Origin of the sequence: Aquincola tertiaricarbonis, assembly GCF_023573145.1 — a bacterium.
GTDB classification, from domain to species: Bacteria; Pseudomonadota; Gammaproteobacteria; order Burkholderiales; family Burkholderiaceae_C; genus Aquincola; species Aquincola tertiaricarbonis_B.
The window spans coordinates 2,136,380-2,160,329 of sequence record NZ_CP097636.1 but is presented as its reverse complement, the minus strand read 5'-3'; the positions used below and the strand labels follow the sequence as shown (position 1 = coordinate 2,160,329).

The window sequence follows — 23,950 nt, the reverse complement described above, 5'->3', positions numbered from 1 at the left end:
GCGCCGCTCTGATGAGCGAAGTGGAAGGCATCGTCCAAGGTCATCGCGATGGGCACGGCTTCGTGCTGCAGCCGGGCGGCAACGACATCTACCTGTCGCAGCAGGAGATGCGCGCGGTGCTCCACCGCGACAAGGTGCGGGTGCGCGTGGTGCGCTACGACCGCAAGGGCCGGCCCGAAGGCCGTGTGCTCGAGATCCTGGAGCGGCGCAAGTCGCCCATCATCGGCCGCCTGCTGCATGAAAGCGGCGTGTGGCTGGTGGCGCCGGAAGACAAGCGCTACGGCCAGGACATCCTGATCCCGAAGAACGCCACCGCCAATGCGCAGGCGGGGCAGGTGGTGGCGGTGGAACTCACCGAGCCGGCCTCGATGTTCTCGCAGCCGGTGGGCCGGGTGAGCGAGGTGCTGGGCGAGATCGACGACCCCGGCATGGAGATCGAGATCGCGGTGCGCAAGTACGAGGTGCCGCACCGCTTTTCGCCGGAAACACTGGCCCAGGCCGCGGCCTTGCCCGACCGGGTGCGCCCGGCCGACAAGCGCCACCGCATCGACCTGACCGACGTGCCGCTGGTCACCATCGACGGCGAGGACGCGCGCGACTTCGACGACGCGGTGTACTGCGAGCCCTTCAAGAAGGGCCGTGGCAAGACGGCCTTCAACGGCTTCCGCCTGATCGTGGCGATTGCCGACGTCAGCCACTACGTCAAGCCCGGCGAGCCGATCGACGACGACGCCTACCAGCGCGCCACCTCGGTGTACTTCCCGCGCCGGGTGATCCCGATGCTGCCGGAGAAGCTGTCCAACGGCCTGTGCTCGCTGAACCCGCATGAAGACCGCCTGTCGATGGTGTGCGACATGCTGGTGTCCGATGCAGGTGAACTGCACGCCTACCAGTTCTACCCCGCGGTCATCCACTCGCATGCCCGCTTCACCTACACCGAGGTGGCGGCCATCCTGGCCAACACCCGCGGGCCCGAGGCGGCCAAGCGCAGCGACCTGGTAGAGCACCTGCTGCACCTGAACGACTGCTACCGCGCGCTGCTCAAGTCGCGTGCGGCCCGCGGCGCGGTGGACTTCGAGACCACCGAAACGCAGATCGTGTGTGACGAAAACGGCCGCATCGAGAAGATCGTGCCGCGCGTGCGAACCGAGGCGCACAAGCTGATCGAAGAAGCCATGCTGGCGGCCAACGTCTGTGCGGCCGACTTCATCCAGCAGGGCAAGCACCCGAGCCTGTACCGCGTGCACGAAGGCCCCACGCCCGAGAAGAAGACGACGCTGCAGAACTACCTGCGCTCGCTGGGGCTGGGCCTGTCGGTCAGCGACGAGCCCACGCCCGGTGAGTTCCAGGCCATCGCACAGGCCACCAAAGAGCGGCCCGACGCGCTGCAGATCCACACGATGCTGCTGCGCTCGATGCAGCAGGCCATCTACACGCCGACCAACAGCGGCCACTTCGGCCTAGGTTACCCGGCCTACACCCACTTCACCAGCCCGATCCGCCGCTACCCCGACCTGCTGGTGCACCGCGTGATCAAGGCGCTGCTGGGCGGCAAGAAGTACCAGCTCGATGCCAAGCTGCTGGCCGCCGAGCCGCCGGTGACGGTGCGCAAGGGTGGCAAGCCGGTCAAGGGTGCCGCTGCCGGCACCGGCAGCGCGGCGCGCAGCCATGGTGCCGACGTGTGGGAGATCGCGGGCGCGCACTGCAGCGCCAACGAGCGCCGTGCCGACGAAGCCTCGCGCGACGTGGAAGCCTGGCTCAAGTGCCGCTACATGCGCGAGCGCCTAGGCGAGGAGTTCGGTGGCACCGTCACCGCGGCCACCACCTTCGGCCTCTTCGTTACGCTGGACGGGCTGTATGTGGAAGGCCTGGTGCACATCACCGAGCTGGGTGGCGAGTACTTCCGCTTCGACGAGGCGCGGCAGGAGCTGCGCGGCGAACGCAGCGGCGTGCGCTACACCATCGGCAGCCGCGTGCGGGTGCAGGTGAGCCGCGTCGACCTGGACGGCCGGCGCATCGACTTCCGCATGGTGCGCGAAGGCGAGCCCGAACGGCCGGTCGGCCGGGGTGGGCGGGAAGGGCGTGAAGGGCGAGAAGGCCGCGAAGGCCGAGACAAGGGCGGCGAGCGCCGTGCCGCCGCCAGCGCCGTGGACGAACTGGCCGCGGTGCAGGAAGCTGACCGCAACGTGAAGGCGCGCACCCGCAAGGCGGCGGGCAAGCGCAGCAGCGCGGGCGGCGCCAGCCGCAAGTCGTCCGCCGCCGGCAAGACGCGCAAGCGCCGCTGACGGGTTGTCGGCGCCGGGCGGCGCCGCAGAGGCGGTTCGCCCGCGCTGCGCCGATCAAAGGGTGTGGAGCATCGCCTCCACCAGCTCGGCCGCGCGCAGCGGCCCCTGCAGGCCTTGCAGCAGCGCCTGGTCGGCCGCGGCGCCGTGGCGGCGCACCGCTTCCAGTGCTGCGGGCCAGCCGTCCTGCTGCGGCACCTGGGCCCAGGTGCCGCCCAGCCAGCCGGCCAGCACGTCGCCGGTGCCGGCGGTGGCCAGCAGGGCATTGCCGGTGGGGTTGATCACCGGCAGCCGGCCCGGCGCGGCGATCACGCTGCCCGAGCCCTTGAGCACCACCACCGCATCGAAGCGCGCGGCCAGCTGCAGCGCGGCATTCAGGCGGTCTGCCTGCACCTGCGCCGTTGGGCAGCGCAGCAGCCGCGCCGCTTCCAGCGGATGCGGCGTCAGCACGCTGTGCTGCCCGCGCCGGGCGCGGCCGGCCAGTGCCTGCTGAAGGCGGGCGTCCGTGGCCACCGCGTTCAGCGCATCGGCGTCCAGCACCAGGCGTGGCGCCTGCGCCAGCACCGGCGGCAGCACCTCGGCCACCACCGAGCCACCGCCACAACCGCACACCACCGTGGACCGGTCCAGCAGGCCCTGCGGCTGCAGCCAGATCTGCGGCCGGTGCATCAACTCGGGCCGGCCATCGTCGTTGCCGCTCGCCGGGTCCAGCGGGCTCAGGTAGACGCGGCCCGCACCTGCCGCCAGGGCGGCGCGGGCCGCCAGCCGGGCGGCACCGGCCATGCCGGGGGCGCCGCCCACCACCGCCACGTCGCCGAAGCTGCCCTTGTGCTGCGCATGGCCGCGCGGGGCGAGGGGCAGGGCCGTGCTGGCACCCAGCCGGGCGAGCGGCGCCTCGGCCGCCAGCAGCTCGGCGGCTATGCCCAGATCGTCGTGCCACAGCCGCCCACACAGCCCGCGGCCTTCGGCCGTGAAGAGGCCGGGCTTGAGCGCCAGCAGGCTGAGCGTGTGCGCGGCCTGCACCGCCAGATCGCCCAGCCGCGCGCCGGTTTCGGCGTGCAGGCCGGAGGGCACATCCACTGCCAGCACCGGCGCCTGCTGCGCGTTGGCCAGCGCAATGGCCTGGGCCACGGCGCCTGCGGGCGCACGGCTGGCGCCCAGGCCCAGCAGGGCGTCGATCACCAGGTCGGCCGCGGGCAGGGTGTCGGGGGTGGTGTGCAGCCGCACGCCGGCCTCGCGGGCACGGTGGTACGACTGCGCGGCGTCCGGCGGCAAGGCCTGAATATCGCCCGTGGTCAGCCACACCGCCACCTGCCGGCCGGCGCGGGTCAGGTGCAGCGCCGCCTCCAGGCCGTCGCCCCCGTTGTTGCCGGGGCCGGCCAGCACGGTCACCCGCTGCGCATGCGGTGCCACCGCCAGCGCCAGCCGCGCCACTGCCAGGCCGGCGCGCTGCATCAGAGTGTGGGGCGGCAGGCCGGCCGCTGCGGCCGTTTCGATGCGGCGGGCGGCCGCGATGCCATGCAGCGGCAGCGGCGTGGCGGCGGGCAGAACGGGGGTGGTGCGTGTCATGCCTTGGTGGGCCGGGTCAGCGCAGGCGGTCGATCGACAGTCGGCTGGTGTCGATGGCGGGCGCGCGGCCGCCGATCTGGTCGGCCAGCACCCGCGCCGAGCCGCAGGACAGCGCCCAGCCCGACGAGCCATGGCCCAGGTTCATCCACACGCCCGGCGCACTGCCGGCGCCCAGCACCGGCGGGCCGTCGGGCAGCATCGGCCGCGCGCCCTTCCAGCGCTGCGCCTGGGCCAGGTGGGCGGCACCGGGGAACCAGTCGTGCAGCACCTTGTACAGCGTGTCCATCGGCGCCTGCGACCATTGTCCGGCGGCGCCGCCGATCTCGGCGCTGCCGGCCACGCGCACCCGCTGGCCCAGGCGCGAGATGGCCACCTTGTACTTCTCGTCCATCAGCGCCGCGCGGGGGCCGAAGTCGGGGTGGCCTTCGACCACGCGCAGCGGCGCGGTGAGCGAGTAGCCGTATATCGGTTGCATCGGCAGCCGCAGGCCCAGCGGCGCCAGCAGGGGCAGCGCGCCCAGCGCCGCGCACAGCACCACCGCGTCGTAGCGCTCGGTCTGCGCCGGGCCGGGCGCATCGTCCTGCTGTTGCTCGATGAAGCGCAGCACAGGCGCGGCACCCGGCTCGATGGCCTGCACACGATGGTGGAAGCGAAAGCGTGCGCCCAGGCGCTGCGCCTCGGCGCGCAGCAGCATCGCGAATTGCCGGCAGTTGCCCACGCCGTCCTGCGCCAGGTGCACGCCGGCATGCAGCGGCGTGTCGGCCTGCAGGCCGGGCTCGATCTCGCGGCAGCGGGCGGCATCCACCAGATGGAAGTCCACGCCCATCTCGGCCAGCAGCTTCAGGCCATGGCGCGCCTGCGACACCTCGCGCGGGGTGCGCAGCAGCACCAGCAGGCCTTGCGACTGTTCGTAGTCGAGGTGCAGCGACTGCTGCAGCTCGGTCATGCGCTCACGGCTGTAGCGGGCCAGCGCATGCATGGCGCTGCGGTTGGGGCCGTACACCGCCGGGTCGCAGGCGCGCCACCAGCGCCACAGCCAGCCCAGCGTGGCCGGGCCGGGCAGGCCGCCGAAGCGCACCGGCGCATGGCGGCTGAACAGGTGCCGCAGCACTTTGCCGGGCATGCCGGGTGCGGCCCAGGGTGTCACGTAGCCGGGGGCCAGCACGCCAGCATTGGCAAAGCTGGTTTCTTCGGCCACGGTGCCGCGGCGCTCGAAGACCTCCACCTCATGACCATCGGCCGCCAGCTCGTAGGCGGTGGTGACGCCGACGATGCCGGCGCCGATCACGGCGATGCGCATGTCAGGCGAGGGCGGCTGCGGCCACGGGGCGGCAGGCGGCTTGAGGGAGGTGACGGGCACGCGAAGGCGCGCAGACGAAGAGCCGGTTGAGCATGCTGGAAGGTGCGCCGCACAGCGTGTGGCAGGCAGCGAAAAGGTGAGGGCGCCAGGCCCGTGCTAGAATCTTGTGGTTTACCCGCTCTCTGCCATTGGGGCAGGGGTGCTTACGGTAAATCAATCGCGAATCCGGCTGCTGAAAGGTGTCGGAACGGGTGCCCCGAAGATCACGCAGACCAACGCTGCAGATCACGGGTACCGCAGGGCCAAACCGCCTTGCTTTTCCGTTTCGATTCACGCCGGATTCTAGACCCAACCTTCGGAGTCTCCATGTCCGTCACGATGCGTGAAATGCTGGAAGCCGGTGTCCACTTCGGCCACCAAACCCGCTTCTGGAACCCCAAGATGGCCCCGTACATCTACGGCCATCGCAACAAGATCCACATCATCAACCTCGAGAAGACGCAACCGCTCTTCGAAGAGGCGATGAAGTTCATCCGCCAGCTTTCGGCCAAGCGCGGCACGATCCTGATGATCGGCACCAAGCGCCAGGCCCGTGAAGTCGTGGCCGAGGAAGCCCAGCGCTGCGGCATGCCCTACGTCGACCAGCGCTGGCTGGGCGGCATGCTGACCAACTTCAAGACGGTCAAGGGCTCGCTGAAGAAGCTGAAGGACATGCAGGCGCAGGTCGAGGCCGGCACCCAGCCCGCCATCAAGAAGGAAGCGCTGCTGTTCCAACGCGAGATCGCCAAGCTGGAGAAGGACATCGGCGGCATCGGCGATCTGACCGCGCTGCCCGACGCCCTGTTCGTCATCGACGTCGGCTACCACAAGATCGCCATCGCCGAAGCCAAGAAGCTGGGCATTCCCATCATCGGCGTGGTCGACACCAACCACTCGCCGGTGGGCATCGACTACGTCATCCCCGGCAACGACGATTCGGCCAAGGCCGTGGCGCTGTACGCCCGTGCGGTGGCTGACGCCGTGCTGGAAGGCAAGGCCAACGCCACGAACGAGCTGGTGCAGACCGTGGCCGCCGGCGACGACGAGTTCGTCGAGGTCAGCGAAGACGCCTGATCCGCGCCCATGGACAGCGGCGGCGCCACGGCGCCGCCTGAGCCGACATTGTTCGAAAGGGGCCGCTGAGCCCCTTTTTCACTCAACGGAGAATCTGAGATGCCCGCAATCACCGCAAGCATGGTCGCCGAGCTGCGCGCCAAGACCGATGCGCCGATGATGGAATGCAAGAAGGCACTGACCGAAGCCGAAGGCGATCTGGTCCGTGCCGAAGAGATCCTGCGCGTCAAGCTGGGCAACAAGGCCGGCAAGGCCGCCTCGCGCGTGACCGCCGAAGGCGTGGTCGCCGCATCGGTCAATGGCACCACCGGCGCCCTGATCGAAGTCAACTGCGAAACCGACTTCGTCTCGAAGAACGACTCGTTCCTGGCCTTCGCATCGGCGGCCGCCAAGCTGGTGGCCGAGCACAACCCGGCCGACGTGGCCGCGCTGTCGGCCCTGCCGTACGAGCAGGACACCTTCGGCCCCACGCTGGAAGACGTGCGCAAGGGCCTGATCGGCAAGATCGGCGAGAACATGTCGATCCGCCGCTTCAAGCGCTACGCGGACGGCGGCCAGCTGGCCAGCTACCTGCACGGCACCCGCATCGGCGTGATCGTCGAGTTCGACGGTGATGCCGTGGCCGCCAAGGACGTGGCCATGCACGTGGCCGCGATGAAGCCGGCCGCGCTGTCGTCGTCGGAAGTCTCGGCCGAGCTGGTCGAGAAGGAACGCAAGATCGCCGCCGAGAAGGCTGCCGAATCCGGCAAGCCCGCCGAGATCGTCGCCAAGATGGTCGAAGGCTCGGTGCAGAAGTTCCTGAAGGAAGTGTCGCTGCTGGACCAGGTCTTCGTGAAGGCTGCCGACGGCAAGCAGACCGTGGCCGCCTACCTGAAGGGCGCCAGCACCAACGTCAAGGGCTTCACCCTGTACGTGGTGGGCGAGGGCATCGAGAAAAAGCAGGACGACTTCGCGGCTGAAGTCGCCGCACAGGTTGCGGCGGCCAAGGGCCAGTAACCGACTGCAAAGCAAAGGGGCCGCCAACGCGGCCCCTTAAACTAAGAACAAGTTGAACATCGCTCACGGGGGAGCCGAATGCCGGCGTACAAGCGCATCCTGATCAAACTCTCCGGCGAAGCCCTGATGGGCGACGACCAGTTCGGCATCAACCGCGCCACCATGGTCCGCATGGTGCGCGAGGTGCACGAGGTCACCCAACTCGGCTGCGAGGTGGCGGTGGTGATCGGCGGCGGCAACATCTTCCGCGGCGTGGCCGGCGGCTCGGTGGGCATGGACCGCGCGACCGCCGACTACATGGGCATGCTGGCCACGGTGATGAACTCGCTGGCCCTGGCCGACACCATGCGCCAGGAAGGCATGACGGCCCGCGTCATGTCCGCCATCGCGATCGACCAGGTGGTCGAGCCTTATGTGCGCCCGAAGGCGCTGCAGTACCTGGAAGAGGGCAAGGTCGTCGTGTTTGCCGCCGGCACCGGCAACCCCTTCTTCACCACCGACACCGCGGCCGCGCTGCGCGGTGCCGAGATCGGCGCCGAGATCGTGCTGAAGGCCACCAAGGTGGACGGCGTGTACACCGCCGACCCCAAGAAGGACCCGGCCGCCACGCGCTACACCAACATTTCGTTCGACGAAGCGATTACCAAGAACCTGCAGGTGATGGACGCCACCGCCTTCGCGCTGTGCCGCGACCAGAAGCTGCCGATCAAGGTGTTCTCCATCTTCAAGAGCGGTGCGCTCAAGCGAGTCGTGCTCGGCGAGGACGAGGGCACCCTGGTGCACGTCTGAGGAACCGTCATGACCGTTGCTGACATCAAGAAGACCACCGAAGGCAAGATGGCCAAGTCCGTCGAAGCCTACAAGGCCGAAGTGCAGAAAATCCGCACCGGCCGTGCCCACCCCGGCATCCTGGACCAGGTGCAGGTGGAGTATTACGGCTCGCTGGTGCCCATCAGCCAGGTGGCCAACGTCACCCTGATCGATGCGCGCACCATCAGCGTCCAGCCCTGGGAAAAGGGCATGGGCCCGAAGATCGAGAAGGCCATCCGTGAAAGCGACCTGGGCCTGAACCCGGCGTCGCAGGGCGACCTGATCCGCGTGCCGATGCCGCCGCTGACCGAAGAGCGCCGCAAGGACCTGACCAAGGTCGTGCGCCACGCCAGCGAAGACGCCAAGGTGGCCGTGCGCAACCTGCGCCGCGATGCCAACGACCAGCTGAAGAAGCTGGTCAAGGACAAGGCGATCAGCGAAGACGATGAACGCCGCGCGCAGGACGACGTGCAGAAGCTGACCGACCGCACGATCGCCGAGATCGACCGCCTGACCCAGGCCAAGGAAGCCGAGATCCTGGCGGTTTGAGCGTGAGCGCCACTGTTCCGCGCCACGTCGCCATCGTGATGGATGGCAATGGCCGATGGGCCAAGAAGCGCTTCATGCCGCGCTTCTTCGGCCACAAGCAGGGGGTCGATGCGCTGGTGCGCACGGTGCAGGCCTGCGCCGACCGCGGCGTGGAGTACCTGACCGTCTTCGCCTTCTCCACCGAGAACTGGAAGCGCCCCACCGAAGAGGTGTCGGGCCTGATGGGCCTGGTGCTGGTGGCGGTATCCAAGTACCTGGCCAAGCTGGCCGGCGAGGGCGTGCGCATCCGCATCGTGGGCGACCGTTCGGCCGTCTCCGACAAGGTGCGCCAGGCCTGGGAACAGGTGGAGTCGACCACCGCGCACAACACCCGCATCACGCTCATCGTGGCCTTCAACTACGGTGGCCGTTGGGACGTGGTGCAGGCGGCGCAGCAGGCCATCCGCGATGGCGTGCCGGCCGATGCGCTGGACGAACGCAAGCTCGGCCAGTACATGGCGATGGGCTTTGCGCCCGACCCCGACCTGTTCATCCGCACCGGTGGCGAAGTGCGCATCAGCAACTTCCTGCTGTGGCAGATCGCCTACTCGGAGCTGCACTTCTCCGACTGCCTCTGGCCCGATTTCGGCGAAGCCGAACTCGATGCCGCCATCGCCGCCTATGCCGAACGCGACCGCCGCTTCGGTGGCGTCAAGCCCACTCCGGCCGCATCGCTTGCCGTCGGCAACTGAAGTCTCCGTCGCCTCATGCTCAAGCAGCGCGTGATCACGGCCGTGGTGCTGCTTGCAGTGCTGTTGCCCGCCTTGTTCGCCTCCAACCCCTGGCCGTTCGGGCTGTTCACGCTGGTGATGGTGGCCGCCGCCGGCTGGGAATGGGGGCGGCTCAACGGGCTGACCGCCGGCTCGGTGCTGTTGGGCGCGCTGGTGGCCGCCTTGTGCGCTGCGGCCTGGTGGGCGGGGCTGGTGGTCACCTTGTGGCCGCTGGTGGCCATCGCCTGGATCGTCGGCGCCGCGCTCGCGCTGCGGGCCGGCCCCGGCGGCTGGCCGCAGGCGCCGGCGCTGCTGCGCTGGGTGCTGGGCGTGCTGATGCTCTGCGCCGCCTGGCTGGCGATGACGCAGGGCAGGGCGCTGGGCCTCAATTTCCTTTTGTCGGTCTTCTGCCTGGTGTGGATGGCCGACATCGCCGCCTACTTTGCCGGCCGCGCCTTCGGCCGCCGCAAGCTGGCGCCCACCATCAGCCCCGGCAAGAGCTGGGAAGGCGTGTACGGTGGCATGGCCGGCGTGCTGCTGCTGGCGGTGCTGTGGTCGCTGGCCGACGCGCATTTCGCGCCGGCCTCGCTCAGCCTGTACAGCCTGCTGCCGGCCCGCCTGGGCTGGCCGCTGGCGGTGCTGTCGCTGCTGGTGCTGGCCGCCATGAGCGTGGCCGGCGACCTGTTCGAATCCCTGGTCAAGCGGGCCGCCGGCGCCAAGGACAGCAGCCAGCTGCTGCCCGGCCACGGCGGCGTGCTCGACCGCATCGACGCGCTGCTGCCGGTGCTGCCCATCGCGCTGGCCCTGGCCACGCTCTGATCCTCTCCCGACCATGACTTCCCGCCAGCGTCTCACCATCCTCGGCTCCACCGGCTCCGTCGGCACCAGCACGCTGGACGTCGTCGGCCGCCACCCCGACCGTTTCGAGGTGTTCGCGCTCACCGCCCATGCCAAGGTGGACGAGCTGGCCGCCCAGTGCGCCCGCTGGCGGCCGCGCTACGCGGCGCTGCCCACCGAGGACCTGGCCACCGCCCTGCGCGACAAGCTGCGCGCCGAAGGCGTGGCCACCGAAGTGCTGGCCGGCCCGCAGGCGCTGTGCGACCTGGCCAGCCACCCCGAGGTGGACGCGGTGATGGCGGCCATCGTCGGTGCCGCCGGCCTGCCGCCCTGCCTGGCCGCCGCGCGCGCCGGCAAGCGGCTGCTGCTGGCCAACAAGGAGGCGCTGGTGGTGGGCGGTGCGCTGTTCATGCGCGCGGTGCAGCAGGGCGGTGCCACGCTGTTGCCGATCGACAGTGAGCACTCGGCCATCTTCCAGTGCCTGCCCGAAGACCGCAGCACCTGGGCCCAGCGCATCGACCACATCGTGCTCACCGCCTCCGGCGGGCCGTTCCGCGACCGCGACCCGGCCACGCTGGTCGACATCACGCCTGACCAGGCCTGCGCGCATCCCAACTGGGTGATGGGCCGCAAGATCTCGGTGGATTCGGCCACGATGATGAACAAGGCGCTGGAGGTGATCGAGGCGCGCTGGCTGTTCGACCTGCAGCCCGAGCAGGTGCGTGTGGTGGTGCATCCGCAAAGCATCATCCATTCGATGGTGGTGTGCCGCGACCATTCGGTGCTGGCGCAGCTGGGCACGCCCGACATGCGGGTGCCCATCGCCTATGGCCTGTCATTCCCCGAGCGCATCGAGTCCGGCGCCGCGCAGCTCGACTTCCTGACGCTGTCCGCGCTCAGCTTCGCGCCGGCCGACCGCCAGCGCTTTCCGTGCCTGTACCTGGCCTGGGACGCGCTGCGCGGCCCCGAAGGCAGCACCACCGTGCTCAACGCGGCCAATGAAGTGGCGGTGGAGGCCTTCCTGGCGGAACGCACCGGCTACCTCGACATCCAACGCATCAACGCCGCCACGGTGGAGGCGGTGCTGCCCCAGCTGCCGGCCGAGCCGGCGCTGGATGACTTGCTGGCCCTGGACGCTGCCGCACGCGCCCATGCCCGCAGCCTGGTTCAGAGCCTGTCGCGATGATCACCGTTCTGGCTTTCCTGCTCACCCTCGGGGTGCTGATCGTCATCCACGAGTACGGCCACTACCGCGTGGCGCGGGCCTGCGGCGTCAAGGTGCTGCGCTTTTCGGTGGGCTTCGGCCGCGTGCTGTGGCGCCGCCAGGCCACGCCCGACAGCACCGAGTTCGTCATCAGCGCATTGCCGCTGGGCGGTTATGTGCGCATGCTGGATGAAAGCGAAGGCCCGGTGGCGCCGCAGGAGCGCAGCCAGGCCTTCAACCGGCAGCCGCTGCGCAAGCGCGCCGCCATCGTGGCTGCGGGCCCGGCGGCCAACCTGCTGCTGGCGGTGGCGCTGTATGCCGCCGCGCAATGGATCGGCATCAACGAGCCGCGGGCGCTGCTGTCGGCGCCGGTGGCTGGCAGCCTGGCCGAGCGCGCCGGCCTGCGTGCCGGCGACGAGGTCACCGCGGTTTCCGAGGACGGCGAGGCCTGGGAGGACGTCGCCTCGCTGACCGACGTGCGCTGGCGCATCACCCAATCGGTGCTGCGTGGCGAGCGCCTGCACCTGATGGTCAGCGAGCCCGGCGGCCACCGCAGCCGCAGCGTGGTGCTCGAACTCGACCGGGTGGCGGGCCAGGAAATGGACGCGGCGCTGATGCGCCAGATCGGCATCGGGGCGCCTTACAGCGAGCCGGTGCTGGGCGAGGTGCGGCCCGGTGGTCCCGCCGCGCGTGCCGGCCTGCAGGAAGGCGACCGGGTGCTGCGGGTGGATGGCGAGCCGGTGGGCGACGCGCAGGCGCTGCGCGAGCGCATCCGTGCATCGGTGCAGGACGGCGCCGGCGTGCCGCAGACCTGGGTGGTGGAGCGTCAGGGCCGCATGGTCGAGTTGAACGTGGAGCCCCGGGTCACCTCCGAAGGCCGCCAGGCCATTGGCCGTGTTGATGCCTACATCGGCCGTCCCTACGAGATGGTGAACGTGCGCCGGGGCCCGATCGAAGGCCTGGTCAACGGCGCCGAGCGCACCTGGGACGTCTCGGTGCTCACACTCAAGATGATGGGCCGCATGCTGGTGGGCGAGGCCTCGCTGAAGAACCTGTCGGGCCCGCTCACCATCGCCGACCAGGCGGGGCAGTCGGTGCAACGCGGCCTGCCGGAGTACCTGGGTTTCCTCGCGCTGGTGAGCGTGAGCCTGGGCGTGCTGAACCTGCTGCCGCTGCCGATGCTCGATGGCGGGCACCTCATGTATTATCTTTTCGAGGGTGTGACCGGCCGGCCGGTCTCCGAGCTGTGGCTCAAATGGCTGCAGCGTGGCGGTGCCTTCATCATGCTGCTGCTGATGTCCCTCGCCCTTTCCAACGACGTGGCCCGCCTGCTGGGCCTGCACTGACGTTCTCCCGATGCATTCATTCTTTTGCCCGAGCCCGCTGCGGCCGGTGGCCGCTTGCGTGGCCGTGGTGTGCGGCCTGGCGGCACTGCCGGCACTGGCCGTCGAACCCTTCACGCTGAAGGACATCCGCATCGAAGGGCTTCAACGTACCGACCCCGGCACGGTGTTCGCGGCGCTGCCCTTCCGCATCGGCGATACCTACAACGACGAAAAGGGCGCCGCCGGCCTGCGTGCGCTGTTCGCCACCGGCTTGTTCAAGGACGTGCGCATGGAGGTGGAAGGCGACGTGCTGGTCGTCATCGCCGAAGAGCGTGCGGTCATCTCGTCGGTGAACTTCATCGGCCTGAAGGAGTTCGACAAGGACACCCTGACCAAGTCGCTGAAGGACGCCGGCATCGGTGAAGGCCTGCCCTTCGACCGCGCCGTGGTCGACCGCGCCGAGCAGGAGATCAAGCGCCAGTACCTCACGCGCAGCCTGTACGGTGCCGAGGTGGTGACCACCATCACCCCGCTGGAGCGCAACCGCGTCGACGTCACCTTCACGATGACCGAAGGCGAGGCCGCCAAGATCAAGGACATCCGCATCGTCGGCGCCAAGGCCTTCTCCGAGAGCACGCTGCTGGGCCTGTTCGAGCAAAGCACCGGCGGCTGGCTGACCTGGTACACCAAGGCCGACCGCTACTCGCGCACCAAGCTCAACGCCGACCTGGAAACCCTGCGCGCCTACTACACCAACCGCGGCTACCTCGAGTTCGCGGTCGAGTCCACGCAGGTCACCATCTCGCCGGACAAGCAGGACATCTCGATCACGATCTCGGTGCGCGAAGGCCAGCGCTACACCGTCACCGCGGTGCGCCTGGAAGGCGACTACCTGGGCCGCGACCAGGAGTTCAAGGACCTGGTGCGCATCAAGCCCGGCGAGCCCTACCGCGCCGAGGACGTGGCCCAGACCACGCGCCAGTTCACCGAGCGTTTCGGCCTCTTCGGTTATGCCTTCGCCCGCGTCGAGCAGCGCCCCGAGATCGACCGCGCCAGCGGCCAGGTGGTGGTGGTGCTCAATGCCGAGCCGCAGCGCCGCGTGTACGTGCGCCGCGTCAACGTGGCCGGCAACACCCGCACGCGGGACGAAGTGGTGCGCCGTGAGTTCCGCCAGTTCGAGTCGGCCTGGTACGACGGCCAGAAGATCAAGCTCTCGCGCGACCGTGTCGACCGCCTGGGCTACTTCAAGGAAGTCAACATCGAGACCAACGAAGTCGCAGGCACTGCCGACCAGGTGGACCTGACGATCAACGTGGTGGAAAAGCCCACCGGCAACCTGATGCTGGGCGCCGGCTTCTCCAGCGCCGACAAACTGGCGCTGACGGGCTCGATCAAGCAGGAAAACGTCTTCGGCTCGGGCAACTACCTGGGCATCGAAGTCAACACCAGCAAGTACAACCGCAACATCGTGTTCTCCACGGTGGACCCGTACTTCACCGTCGACGGCATCTCGCGCGCCTTCGACGTGTACTACCGCACCAGCAAGCCGCTGAACAGCCAGGGCGTGGACTACGAGCTGTCCACCCCCGGCGCGTCCATCCGGTTCGGCGTGCCGTTCTCCGAGTACGACACGGTGTTCTTCGGTGTGGGTGTGGAAAGCACCAACATCAAGGGCACCGGCGCGCTGCCCAACAGCTACCTGCTGTACCGCGAGGAATTCGGCCAGCGCAGCCTGACGGTGCCCTTCACGCTGGGCTGGGCGCGCGACCAGCGCGACAGCGCCCTGGTGCCCACCAACGGCAGCTACAAGCGGGTCAACGTCGAGCTGTCCACGCTGGGCGACGCGCGCTACGTACGGGCCAATGCGCAGTACCAGCGGTACATCCCGCTGGGCACCCAGTTCACGCTGGGCCTGAACAGTGAAGTGGGTTGGGGCAAGGGCCTGGGCGGCCGGCCGTTCCCCATCTTCAAGAACTTCTACGGCGGTGGCCTGGGTTCGGTGCGCGTGTTCGACCAGAGCTCGCTGGGTCCGGTCGACGTCACCGGCACCTACATCGGCGGCAACCGGCGCATCAACCTGAACGCCGAGCTGTACGTGCCGGTGCCGGGTGCCGGCAACGACAAGACGCTGCGCATCTTCGGCTTCACCGACGCGGGCAACGTGTGGGGCGAGCATGAATCGATCGATGCCAGCAGCCTGCGCGTGTCGGCGGGTATCGGCCTGTCGTGGATCTCCCCGGTGGGGCCGCTGAAGCTCAGCTTCGGCTCGCCGATCCGCAAGGAGCGCAACGATAGAATCCAGAAATTCCAATTCCAGATCGGGACAGCGTTTTGATGAACAAGTGGAAGACGTTCGCCGCCGCGGTGGCAACCGCGTCGCTGTGGGCGACGTGCACCGTGGCACAGGCCCAGGAGCTGAAGATCGGCTACGTCAACAGCGAGCGCGTGCTGCGCGAGGCCAACCCGGCCAAGGCAGCCCAAGCCAAGCTGGAGGGCGAGTTCGGCAAGCGCGAGAAGGAACTGGCCGACGTGGCCAACAAGCTCAAGGCCGCTGCCGACAAGCTGGAAAAGGACTCGCCGACGCTGAGCGAATCCGAGCGTACCCGCCGCCAGCGCGAGCTGACCGAGCAGGACCGGGACTTCCAGCGCAAGCGCCGCGAGTTCCAGGAAGACCTGAACAACCGCAAGAACGAAGAGCTGGCGGCCGTGGTCGAGCGCGCCAACAAGGTCATCAAGCAGATCTTCGACAACGAGAAGTACGACCTGATCCTGCAGGAAGTGGTCTTTGCCGGCCCGCGTGTCGACATCACCAAGAAGGTGATCGACGCGCTCAACGCCAGCAAGTGATGCACGGCCAGCGCCTGGGCTGGCTGGCATGACGATCTCGCTCACGCTGGCCGACATCACCGCCCAACTCGGCGGTGACGTGACGGGCGACCCCACGATGCGCTTCGACCGCATCGGCCCCCTGTCAGGGGCCACCGCTTCCACGGTGAGCTTCCTGTCCAACCCCCGCTACCGCTCGCAGCTGGCCGAATCCGCGGCCGGCTGCGTCATCGTGGCGCCCGCCCAGGCCGACGAGGCCCGTGCGCGGCCGGCGGGGGGTGCGGTCATCGTCACGCCCGATCCCTACCTGTACTTCGCGCGGCTCACGCAGCTGTGGGCGCGCCTCACGCGCCCGCGTGAAGCGGCCGGCGTGCACGCCAGCGCGGTGGTGGATGCCACGGCGCAGGTGCATGCCAGCGCCCATGTCGGGCCGATGGCGTGCATCGGCCCGGGCGCGGTGGTGGGCGAGGGCGCGGTGATCGGCGCCCAAACCGTGATCGGCCGCGACGTGCGCATCGGCAGCCAGACCCGCCTGGCGCCGCGCGTGGTGGTGGGCGATGGCTGCTCGGTGGGTGACCGCTGCATCCTGCACAGTGGCGTGGTCATCGGCGCCGACGGTTTCGGCTTCGCGCCCACCGAAGGCCGGTGGGAGAAGATCGAGCAGCTGGGCGCGGTGCGCATCGGCCACGATGTGGAGATCGGCGCCAACACCTGCATCGACCGTGGCGCGCTGGACGACACGGTGCTGGAAGACGGCGTCAAGCTCGACAACCTGATCCAGATCGGCCACAACGTGCACGTGGGCCGCCACACCGCGATGGCGGGCTGCGTCGGCGTGGCCGGCAGTGCCCGCATCGGCGCCGGCTGCACCGTAGGCGGCGGGGCCATCATCCTGGGCCACCTGCAGCTGGCGGACGGCGTGCACGTCTCGGCCGCCACCGTGGTCACGCGCTCCATCCTGAAGCCGGGCCAGTACAGCGGCGTGTTTCCCTTCGATGACAATGCCGCGTGGGAAAAGAACGCGGCCACGCTGCGCCACCTGCACACCTTGCGCGACCGCGTGCGGGCGCTTGAAAAGAAGAACGTATGACGACGATGGACATCCACCAGATCCTGAAGAAGCTGCCCCACCGCTACCCGATCCTGCTGGTCGACCGCGTGCTGGAGATCGAGAAGGGCAAGCGCATCCGCGCCATCAAGAACGTCAGCATCAACGAGCCGTTCTTCCAGGGCCACTTTCCCAACCGCCCGGTGATGCCCGGCGTGCTGATGCTCGAGGCACTGGCGCAGGCCGCTGCGCTGCTGAGCTTCGAATCGATGGGCGCCGAGCTGGACGACGACATGGTGGTCTACTTCGTCGGCATCGACGGCGCGCGCTTCAAGCGCGTGGTCGAGCCCGGCGACCAGCTGACGCTGGAGGCCAGCATCGAGCGCGCCAAGGCCGGCATCTACAAGTACAAGGCACGCGCCAGCGTCGACGGCGAGACCGCCGTCGAGGCCGAGCTGATGTGCACCATGCGCAAGGTGGCATGACCACGATCCACGCCACCGCCATCGTCGATCCGAAGGCCGAGCTGGATCCTTCGGTCAGCGTGGGGCCATACGCGGTCATCGGGCCGCATGTGCGCATCGCCGCCGGCACCACCGTGGGTCCGCATGCGGTGATCGAGGGCCACACCACCATCGGCCGCGACAACCGCATCTTCCAGTTCGCGTCGCTGGGTGCGATGCCGCAGGACAAGAAGTACGCGGGCGAGCCGACCGAGCTGCACATCGGCGACCGCAACACGATCCGCGAGTTCTGCACCTTCAACACCGGTTCGGCGCAAGACGCGGGCGTCACCCGCATCGGCAACGACAACTGGGTGATGGCCTATGTGCACATCGCCCACGACTGCCAGATCGGCGACGACAACACGCTGGCCAACAACGCCACCTTCGCCGGCCATGTGCACGTGGGCAACTGCGTCACCGTGGGCGGGCTCACGGGCGTGCACCAGTTCGTCAAGATCGGCTCGTACACCATGCTGGGCTTTGCCAGCGCGGTGACGCAGGACGTGCCGCCCTACATGCTGGTGGACGGCAATCCGCTGGCGGTGCGCGGCTTCAATGCCGTGGGCCTGAAGCGCCGCGGCTTCAGCAGCGAGCGCGTCAACGCCATCAAGCAGATGCACAAGGCGCTGTACCGCAAGGGCCAGACGCTGGACGAGGCGCGTGCCGAGATCGCCGGTCTGGCCACCAGCGTGCCCGAAGCGGCGGCCGACGTGGCGATGATGCTCGACTTCCTGCAGGCCGCCACCCGCGGCATCGCGCGCTGACCGTGGGCACCGCGGCGCAGGCACCGCGGTTCGGCATGGTGGCGGGCGAAACGTCCGGCGACCTGCTGGCCGGTTTGCTGATGGGCGGCATGAAGGTCTGCTGGCCAAACATGCAGGCGGCCGGCATCGGCGGCCCGCGCATGGCGGCCCAGGGCTTCGAGGCCTGGTGGCCGCATGACAAGCTGGCGGTGCGCGGCTATGTGGAAGTGCTGCGCCACTACCGCGGCATCTCGCGCATCCGTGCGCAGCTGGCCGAGCGGCTGCTGCAGCAGCGGCCCGATGCCTTCATCGGCGTCGATGCGCCCGACTTCAACCTCGGCCTGGAAGCGCGGCTGAAGGCGGCCGGCATCAAGGCCATCCACTTCGTGTGCCCGTCCATCTGGGCCTGGCGCGGCAACCGCGTCAAGAAGATCGCGGCCAGCACCGACCATGTGCTGTGCCTGTTCCCGTTCGAGCCCGAGCTGCTGCGCAGCCACGGCATCGCCGCCACCTACGTGGGCCATCCGCTGGCCGATGCCATCCCGCTGCAGGCGCCCAGGGCCGCGGCGCGCGCCGCGCTGGGCCTGCCTGAGCAGGCGCCGGTGGTGGCCGTGCTGCCGGGCAGTCGCCGCTCCGAGATCGCGATGATCGCGCCGGTGTTCCTGCAGACGGTGGCGCTGCTGGCCCGCCAGCGGCCCGACCTGCGCTTCGTGCTGCCGGTGGTGCCGGGCCTGCGCGAACTGGTGGAGCCGCTGCTGCGCCAGCATGCGCCCGACGCGCCGCTGACGCTGCTGGACGGCCGCTCGCACGAGGCGCTGGCCGCCTGCGACGTGACGCTGATCGCCAGCGGCACCGCCACGCTGGAGGCGGCCCTGTTCAAGCGGCCCATGGTCATCGCCTACCGCATGAACGGCCTGACCTGGCAGCTGATGAAGCGCATGGCCTACCAGCCCTGGGTGGGCCTGCCCAACATCCTGTGCCGCGACTTCGTGGTGCCTGAGCGCATCCAGGAAGCTGCGCAACCAGCCACACTGGCCGCCGACGTGCTGGCCTGGCTGGACGCGCCCGCCCGCATGGCGGCCGTCACCGGCCGTTTCGACGAACTCCACCACCTGCTGCGGCGTGACACCGGCCGCACCGCCACCGATGCCATCGCGCAAATCCTCGATCAAAGCTGAGCAGTTGGGCCTGTCGTGGGACGTGCCTGGCGTGCTGGTGGCCGGTGTGGACGAAGCCGGCCGCGGCCCGCTGGCCGGCCCGGTGGTGGCGGCCGCCGTCATCCTGGACGAGCTGCGGCCGATCAAGGGCCTGGCCGATTCCAAGGTGCTGAGCGCCAAGCGCCGCGACGAGCTGTACGAAGAGATCCGCGCCCGCGCGCTGTGCTGTAGCGTGGGGGAGGCCAGCGTCGAAGAGATCGACAGCCTCAACATCCTGCAGGCCACGATGCTGGCGATGCGCCGCGCGGTGGAGGGCCTGCGCCTGCTGCCGGGCAAGGTGCTGGTGGACGGCAACCGGCTGCCGGTGTTGCGTGTGCATGCCGAGGCCATCGTCGGCGGCGATGCCAAGGTGCAGTCCATCTCGGCCGCCTCCATCATCGCCAAGGTGACGCGCGACCGCAGCTGCCAGGCGCTGCACGAACGCTTTCCGCTCTACGGCTTCGACGAGCACAAGGGTTATGGCACGCGCGATCACCTGCAGGCGCTGCGCACCCACGGCGCCTGCGAAGCGCACCGCCGCAGCTTCGCGCCGGTGCGGCAGCTGCTGTCGCCGGCCGGCGAACTGCTGCGGCCGACGGATGCCGCACTGGCAGCCCACCGCATGCTCACGCGATGAATGCACCGCCGCTGATCACCTCGCGCGACAACCCGTTGCTGGTCAAGCTGCGCAAGCTGGCGCAAGACCCGGCGGCCTACCGCAAGCTGGGCCTGCTGTGGCTGGAGGGCGACCACCTGGCCCGCGCGCTGCAGGCCCGCGGTGGCCGCGCCCAGCACGCGCTGGTGAGCGAAAGCGCCTGGCTGCGTGAACCCAGCCTGCAGACCCTGGCCGCGATGGCGGACAAGGTGAGCCTGCTGCCCGATGCCCTGTTCAAGTCGCTCAGCACGCTGGAGTCGCCCGCGCCCATCGGCTTCGTGGTGCAGGCGCCCACCATGCCCGAAGTGGCGCCCGACGCGCCCACCGTGGTGCTGGACCGGCTGCAGGACGCTGGCAACGTCGGCAGCATCCTGCGCAGCGCGGCGGCGCTGGGCTTTGCGCAGGTCATTGCGCTCAAGGGCACGGCGGCGCTGTGGTCGCCCAAGGTGCTGCGCGCCGGCATGGGCGCGCACTTCGGCCTGCGGCTGATCGAGGGCGTGGCACCCGAGGCGCTGGCGGCGCTGCAGGTGCCGCTGGTGGCCACCAGCTCGCACACCACCAGCGTGCTGCACGAAGCGGCGCTGCCCTGGCCTTGCGCCTGGGTGCTGGGCCATGAAGGCCGCGGCGTGGCGCCCGAGCTGATGGCGCGCTGCGCGCTCACCGTGCGCATTCCGCAGCCGGGCGGCGAAGAGTCGCTGAACGTGGCCGCGGCCGCCGCCGTGTGCCTGTACGAGTCGGCCAGGCGGCGGTTGACCAACGCTCAGTAGATGAGGCGATCGGGGCGGATGTCTCGCAGGATGGTCGTCGCGATCTCCTCGATCGACTTGTGCGTGGAGCTGAGCCAGCCGATGCCTTCGCGCTTCATCATCGCCTCGGCCTCGTTCACCTCGTAGCGGCAGTTCTCGATCGCCGCGTACTTGCTGCCCGGGCGCCGCTCGTTGCGGATCTGCGCCAGTCGCTCGGGGTCGATCGACAGGCCGAAGCACTTGGCCTTGAAGGGCGCCAGCGCCGACGGCAGCTTGTTGCGCTCGAAGTCTTCCGGGATCAGCGGGTAGTTGGCCGCCTTGATGCCGTGCTGCATCGCCAGGTACAGCGAGGTGGGTGTCTTGCCGCTGCGGCTCACGCCCACCAGGATCACGTCGGCCAGCTCCAGGTTGCGCGACGACTGGCCGTCGTCATGCGCCAGCGAGAAGTTGATCGCCTCGATACGGTCGTCGTATTCCTGGCTTTTGGCCGCGTCGGAGAAGCGGCCCACGCGGTGGTTCGACTTCATGCCGAACTCCTGCTCCAGCGGCTCGACGAAGGTGCGGAACATGTCCAGCACCATGCCGCGGCAGTCGGGGCCGGTGACTGCATCGCGGATCACCTCGTTGACCAGCGTGATGAACACGATGGGCGGCTTGCCTTCGCGCTCGGCCACCTCGTTGATCTCCAGCACCACCTGCCGCGCCTTCTCTTCGGTGTCGATGAAGGGTCGGCGCACGCGGCGCGGCTTGGCCGTGAACTGCGCCAGGATCGAGTTGCCGAAGGTCTCGGCGGTGATGCCGGTGCCATCGGACACAAAAAAGACGGAGCGGTTGGGCATGGCCTGGGCGCTGCAGCGGAAAAGGGGGCCTGCATCATAGGCCGGCCCCGGGTGGAAGCAGGGGGATTGGCGGGCGCGGCTTCAACCCTAGAATGGGCTCAACTTCTTCCGTCACCCCGACGCCCATGCGCTGCCCCCGCCCCACCACCAGAACAACCAGCACGGCTGGCGGAGGTGCGCGCGTCTGCGGTCGAACGGAGTCACCGGTTTTTTGTCATCACGGAGCTTTTCCATGTCTCAATCCAACCTGGCGACCGCCCTGGTCGCGCCGTTCGAACAACTGAGAATGACCGACGTCGAGGTGGTCGGCGGCAAGAACGCCAGCCTCGGCGAAATGATCAGCCAGCTCGCCAGCACCGGCGTGCGGGTGCCTGGCGGTTTCGCCACCACGGCGCATGCCTTCCGCCAGTTCCTCTCGCATGGCGGGCTGGACAAGAAGATCAATGCGCGCCTGGCCGCGCTGGACACCGACGACGTGCGCGCGCTGGCCGAGGCCGGCGCCGAGATCCGCCGCTGGGTGGAAGAAACCCCGTTCCCGGCCGACCTGGAACAGGCCATCGCCGCCGAGTTCAAGAAGCTGACCGCGGGCAACCCCGGCGCTTCGTTCGCGGTGCGCTCGTCGGCCACCGCCGAAGACCTGCCCGACGCCTCGTTCGCCGGCCAGCAGGAAACCTTCCTCAACGTGGTCGGCCTGCCGGAAGTGCTGGCCAAGATGAAGGAGGTGTTCGCCTCCCTCTACAACGACCGCGCGATCAGCTACCGCGTGCACAAGGGCTTCGCCCATGCCGACGTGGCGCTGTCGGCCGGTGTGCAGCGCATGGTGCGTTCCGACCTCGGCGCCGCGGGCGTGATGTTCACCATCGACACCGAGTCCGGCTTCAAGGACGTGGTCTTCATCACCTCCAGCTACGGCCTGGGCGAGACGGTGGTGCAGGGCGCCGTGAACCCCGACGAGTTCTACGTGCACAAGCCGGCGCTCAAGGCCGGCAAGCTGGCCGTGATCCGCCGCAACCTGGGCTCCAAGCTCATCAAGATGACCTTCGCCTCGCCCGAGGAAAAGGCCGCCAGCGGCAAGCTGGTCAAGACCGAGGACACGCCGCCCGAGCAGCGCAACCGCTACTCGCTCACCGATGCCGACGTGACCGAGCTGGCCAAGTACGCCTTGATCATCGAGGAGCACTACGGCCGCCCGATGGACATCGAGTGGGGCAAGGACGGCGGCGACGGCAAGCTCTACATCCTGCAGGCCCGCCCGGAGACGGTGAAGAGCCAGTCCGAAGGCAAGGTCGAGCAGCGCTTCAAGCTGCGTGGCGACACCAGCAAGAACACCGTGCTGGCCGAAGGCCGCGCCATCGGCCAGAAGATCGGGACCGGCCCGGTGCGCCTGGTCAGCTCGATCACCGAGATGGAGCGGGTGCAGCCCGGCGACGTGCTGGTGACCGACATGACCGACCCCAACTGGGAGCCGGTGATGAAGCGCGCCAGCGCCATCGTCACCAACCGCGGCGGCCGCACCTGCCACGCGGCCATCATCGCGCGTGAGCTGGGCATCCCGGCCGTGGTGGGCTGCGGCGACGCCACCGAGAAGCTGAGCGACGGCGCCCTGGTGACCGTGGCCTGCTCGGAAGGTGACACCGGCTACATCTACGACGGCCTGCTGGAGACCGACATCTCCGACATCGAGCCGATCGACCTGCCGTACTGCCCCATCAAGATCATGATGAACGTGGGCAACCCGCAGCTGGCCTTCAACTTCGCGCAGATGCCCAACTCGGGCGTGGGCCTGGCCCGGCTCGAGTTCATCATCAACAACAACATCGGGGTGCACCCGAAGGCCATCCTCGACTACCCGAACATCGACGCCGACCTGAAGAAGGCCGTCGAGTCGGTGGCCCGTGGCCATGCCAGCCCGCGCGCGTTCTACGTCGACAAGCTGGTCGAAGGCGTGGCCACTATCGCCGCCGCGTTCTGGCCCAAGACGGTGATCGTGCGGCTGTCCGACTTCAAGAGCAACGAGTACCGCAAGCTCATCGGCGGCTCGCGCTACGAGCCGGACGAAGAGAACCCGATGCTGGGCTTCCGGGGTGCGTCGCGCTACATCAGCGGCGACTTTAGCGACGCCTTCGCGATGGAGTGCGAAGCGCTCAAGCGCGTGCGCAACGACATGGGCCTGACCAACGTCGAGATCATGGTGCCCTTCGTGCGCACGCTGACGCAGGCGCGCAAGGTCAACGAGATGCTGGCCGAGCACGGCCTCAAGCGCGGCCAGGACGGCCTGCGCCTGATCATGATGTGCGAGGTGCCCAGCAACGCCATCCTGGCCGAGCAGTTCCTGGAGTACTTCGACGGCATGTCCATCGGCTCCAACGACCTGACGCAGCTCACGCTGGGCCTGGACCGCGACTCGGGCCTGGAGCAGCTGGCCGGCGACTTCGACGAACGTGATCCGGCGGTCAAAGCCATGATCTCGCGCGCCATCGCCGCCTGCCGTGCCACCGGCAAGTACGTCGGCATCTGCGGCCAGGGCCCCAGCGACCATCCCGACTTCGCCGACTGGCTGGCCCAGGAAGGCATCGTCTCGATCTCGCTGAACCCCGACACCGTGGTCGAGACCTGGCAGCGCCTGGGCGCCGCCAAGTAGGCACCGCCCCGAAGTG

At 69.0% G+C, this 23,950-nt stretch carries 21 protein-coding genes; 18 read left to right on the top strand and 3 right to left on the bottom strand.

The genetic code is table 11. The features are described 5' to 3' along the window. The first annotated feature begins 11 nt into the window (after nt 1-11). Nucleotides 12-2,285, top strand: a complete 2,274-nt coding sequence (rnr, locus tag MW290_RS24225) for a ribonuclease R (RefSeq protein WP_250196909.1) — start codon at nt 12-14, stop codon at nt 2,283-2,285. Nucleotides 2,286-2,339: 54 nt separating this feature from the next. Here rnr and MW290_RS24220 read toward each other — a convergent pair whose 3' ends face one another. Continuing rightward, nucleotides 2,340-3,851, bottom strand: coding sequence for an NAD(P)H-hydrate dehydratase (locus MW290_RS24220; RefSeq protein WP_250196908.1), 1,512 nt, complete (start codon nt 3,849-3,851; stop codon nt 2,340-2,342). Between the two features lie 16 nt (nt 3,852-3,867). Continuing rightward, entirely contained in the window at nt 3,868-5,151 is a 1,284-nt protein-coding gene (locus MW290_RS24215; protein WP_250196907.1) for a D-amino acid dehydrogenase, read from the bottom strand. A gap of 366 nt (nt 5,152-5,517) precedes the next feature. Between MW290_RS24215 and rpsB the strand changes: the two genes are divergently transcribed. The 16 genes from rpsB (at nt 5,518) to MW290_RS24135 (ending at nt 20,475) form a co-directional block, all read left to right on the top strand. After that, entirely contained in the window at nt 5,518-6,264 is a 747-nt protein-coding gene (gene rpsB / locus MW290_RS24210) for a 30S ribosomal protein S2 (protein WP_250196906.1), read from the top strand. A 99-nt stretch (nt 6,265-6,363) separates the two neighbouring features. Then, on the top strand, nt 6,364-7,260 hold the full coding sequence (gene tsf, locus MW290_RS24205; RefSeq protein WP_250196905.1) for a translation elongation factor Ts: 897 nt from the start codon (nt 6,364-6,366) through the stop codon (nt 7,258-7,260). Nucleotides 7,261-7,338: 78 nt separating this feature from the next. Next, a complete protein-coding gene (gene pyrH / locus MW290_RS24200) occupies nt 7,339-8,049 on the top strand; it encodes a UMP kinase (protein ID WP_250196904.1) in 711 nt (236 codons plus the stop codon). A gap of 9 nt (nt 8,050-8,058) precedes the next feature. Continuing rightward, complete coding sequence (gene frr, locus MW290_RS24195) at nt 8,059-8,619, top strand: ribosome recycling factor (protein WP_250196903.1); 561 nt, start codon at nt 8,059-8,061, stop codon at nt 8,617-8,619. Then, on the top strand, nt 8,616-9,350 hold the full coding sequence (gene uppS / locus MW290_RS24190; RefSeq protein WP_259373480.1) for a polyprenyl diphosphate synthase: 735 nt from the start codon (nt 8,616-8,618) through the stop codon (nt 9,348-9,350). The genes frr and uppS overlap by 4 nt, the downstream gene beginning before the upstream one ends. 15 nt (nt 9,351-9,365) lie before the next feature. Next, a complete protein-coding gene (locus MW290_RS24185) occupies nt 9,366-10,187 on the top strand; it encodes a phosphatidate cytidylyltransferase (RefSeq protein WP_250196902.1) in 822 nt (273 codons plus the stop codon). A gap of 13 nt (nt 10,188-10,200) precedes the next feature. Beyond that, nucleotides 10,201-11,391, top strand: a complete 1,191-nt coding sequence (gene ispC, locus MW290_RS24180) for a 1-deoxy-D-xylulose-5-phosphate reductoisomerase (RefSeq protein WP_250196901.1) — start codon at nt 10,201-10,203, stop codon at nt 11,389-11,391. After that, nucleotides 11,388-12,755, top strand: a complete 1,368-nt coding sequence (gene rseP / locus MW290_RS24175; protein WP_250196900.1) for an RIP metalloprotease RseP — start codon at nt 11,388-11,390, stop codon at nt 12,753-12,755. Before ispC ends, rseP begins: the two co-directional genes overlap by 4 nt. Nucleotides 12,756-12,765: 10 nt before the next feature. After that, nucleotides 12,766-15,069 (top strand): outer membrane protein assembly factor BamA, encoded by a 2,304-nt coding sequence (gene bamA, locus MW290_RS24170; protein WP_250196899.1) that lies wholly within the window; start codon nt 12,766-12,768, stop codon nt 15,067-15,069. Continuing rightward, nucleotides 15,069-15,581 (top strand): OmpH/Skp family outer membrane protein, encoded by a 513-nt coding sequence (locus MW290_RS24165; RefSeq protein WP_250196898.1) that lies wholly within the window; start codon nt 15,069-15,071, stop codon nt 15,579-15,581. Before bamA ends, MW290_RS24165 begins: the two co-directional genes overlap by 1 nt. A gap of 34 nt (nt 15,582-15,615) precedes the next feature. Beyond that, a complete protein-coding gene (lpxD, locus tag MW290_RS24160; protein ID WP_375142971.1) occupies nt 15,616-16,650 on the top strand; it encodes a UDP-3-O-(3-hydroxymyristoyl)glucosamine N-acyltransferase in 1,035 nt (344 codons plus the stop codon). After that, nucleotides 16,647-17,093 carry a 3-hydroxyacyl-ACP dehydratase FabZ gene (fabZ, locus tag MW290_RS24155; protein WP_250196896.1) on the top strand — a complete coding sequence of 149 codons (447 nt, stop codon included), beginning with the start codon at nt 16,647-16,649 and terminating at the stop codon, nt 17,091-17,093. The genes lpxD and fabZ overlap by 4 nt, the downstream gene beginning before the upstream one ends. Further along, on the top strand, nt 17,090-17,878 hold the full coding sequence (gene lpxA, locus MW290_RS24150; RefSeq protein WP_250196895.1) for an acyl-ACP--UDP-N-acetylglucosamine O-acyltransferase: 789 nt from the start codon (nt 17,090-17,092) through the stop codon (nt 17,876-17,878). Before fabZ ends, lpxA begins: the two co-directional genes overlap by 4 nt. 35 nt (nt 17,879-17,913) lie before the next feature. Next, the gene (gene lpxB, locus MW290_RS24145; RefSeq protein WP_250200101.1) at nt 17,914-19,035 is read left to right on the top strand and encodes a lipid-A-disaccharide synthase; all 1,122 of its coding nucleotides are present in this window, start codon (nt 17,914-17,916) and stop codon (nt 19,033-19,035) included. Beyond that, nucleotides 19,004-19,690: a ribonuclease HII gene (gene rnhB / locus MW290_RS24140; protein WP_250196894.1), complete on the top strand. Its 687-nt coding sequence runs from the start codon at nt 19,004-19,006 to the stop codon at nt 19,688-19,690. Before lpxB ends, rnhB begins: the two co-directional genes overlap by 32 nt. After that, nucleotides 19,687-20,475, top strand: a complete 789-nt coding sequence (locus MW290_RS24135) for a TrmH family RNA methyltransferase (RefSeq protein ID WP_250196893.1) — start codon at nt 19,687-19,689, stop codon at nt 20,473-20,475. Before rnhB ends, MW290_RS24135 begins: the two co-directional genes overlap by 4 nt. Here MW290_RS24135 and ppsR read toward each other — a convergent pair. Next, on the bottom strand, nt 20,469-21,293 hold the full coding sequence (ppsR, locus tag MW290_RS24130; RefSeq protein WP_250196892.1) for a posphoenolpyruvate synthetase regulatory kinase/phosphorylase PpsR: 825 nt from the start codon (nt 21,291-21,293) through the stop codon (nt 20,469-20,471). The two genes, MW290_RS24135 and ppsR, sit on opposite strands and share 7 nt — an antisense overlap. Nucleotides 21,294-21,525: 232 nt before the next feature. On the opposite strand from ppsR, the gene ppsA reads away from it, so the two are divergent. After that, nucleotides 21,526-23,934, top strand: coding sequence for a phosphoenolpyruvate synthase (ppsA, locus tag MW290_RS24125; protein ID WP_250196891.1), 2,409 nt, complete (start codon nt 21,526-21,528; stop codon nt 23,932-23,934). Nucleotides 23,935-23,950 lie beyond the last annotated feature (16 nt).

What these genes read in the sequence shown, in the direction of transcription:
- rseP (WP_250196900.1), top strand. Translation starts at nt 11,388, where the DNA reads ATGATCACCGTTCTGGCTTTCCTGCTCACCCTCGGGGTGCTGATCGTC.
- rnr (WP_250196909.1), top strand. Translation starts at nt 12, where the DNA reads ATGAGCGAAGTGGAAGGCATCGTCCAAGGTCATCGCGATGGGCACGGC.
- MW290_RS24215 (WP_250196907.1), bottom strand. Translation starts at nt 5,151, where the DNA reads ATGCGCATCGCCGTGATCGGCGCCGGCATCGTCGGCGTCACCACCGCC.
- pyrH (WP_250196904.1), top strand. Translation starts at nt 7,339, where the DNA reads ATGCCGGCGTACAAGCGCATCCTGATCAAACTCTCCGGCGAAGCCCTG.
- bamA (WP_250196899.1), top strand. Translation starts at nt 12,766, where the DNA reads ATGCATTCATTCTTTTGCCCGAGCCCGCTGCGGCCGGTGGCCGCTTGC.
- ppsA (WP_250196891.1), top strand. Translation starts at nt 21,526, where the DNA reads ATGTCTCAATCCAACCTGGCGACCGCCCTGGTCGCGCCGTTCGAACAA.
- lpxA (WP_250196895.1), top strand. Translation starts at nt 17,090, where the DNA reads ATGACCACGATCCACGCCACCGCCATCGTCGATCCGAAGGCCGAGCTG.
- ispC (WP_250196901.1), top strand. Translation starts at nt 10,201, where the DNA reads ATGACTTCCCGCCAGCGTCTCACCATCCTCGGCTCCACCGGCTCCGTC.
- MW290_RS24185 (WP_250196902.1), top strand. Translation starts at nt 9,366, where the DNA reads ATGCTCAAGCAGCGCGTGATCACGGCCGTGGTGCTGCTTGCAGTGCTG.
- ppsR (WP_250196892.1), bottom strand. Translation starts at nt 21,293, where the DNA reads ATGCCCAACCGCTCCGTCTTTTTTGTGTCCGATGGCACCGGCATCACC.
- MW290_RS24165 (WP_250196898.1), top strand. Translation starts at nt 15,069, where the DNA reads ATGAACAAGTGGAAGACGTTCGCCGCCGCGGTGGCAACCGCGTCGCTG.
- frr (WP_250196903.1), top strand. Translation starts at nt 8,059, where the DNA reads ATGACCGTTGCTGACATCAAGAAGACCACCGAAGGCAAGATGGCCAAG.
- fabZ (WP_250196896.1), top strand. Translation starts at nt 16,647, where the DNA reads ATGACGACGATGGACATCCACCAGATCCTGAAGAAGCTGCCCCACCGC.
- rnhB (WP_250196894.1), top strand. Translation starts at nt 19,004, where the DNA reads ATGCCATCGCGCAAATCCTCGATCAAAGCTGAGCAGTTGGGCCTGTCG.
- MW290_RS24220 (WP_250196908.1), bottom strand. Translation starts at nt 3,851, where the DNA reads ATGACACGCACCACCCCCGTTCTGCCCGCCGCCACGCCGCTGCCGCTG.
- tsf (WP_250196905.1), top strand. Translation starts at nt 6,364, where the DNA reads ATGCCCGCAATCACCGCAAGCATGGTCGCCGAGCTGCGCGCCAAGACC.
- lpxB (WP_250200101.1), top strand. Translation starts at nt 17,914, where the DNA reads ATGGTGGCGGGCGAAACGTCCGGCGACCTGCTGGCCGGTTTGCTGATG.
- rpsB (WP_250196906.1), top strand. Translation starts at nt 5,518, where the DNA reads ATGTCCGTCACGATGCGTGAAATGCTGGAAGCCGGTGTCCACTTCGGC.
- MW290_RS24135 (WP_250196893.1), top strand. Translation starts at nt 19,687, where the DNA reads ATGAATGCACCGCCGCTGATCACCTCGCGCGACAACCCGTTGCTGGTC.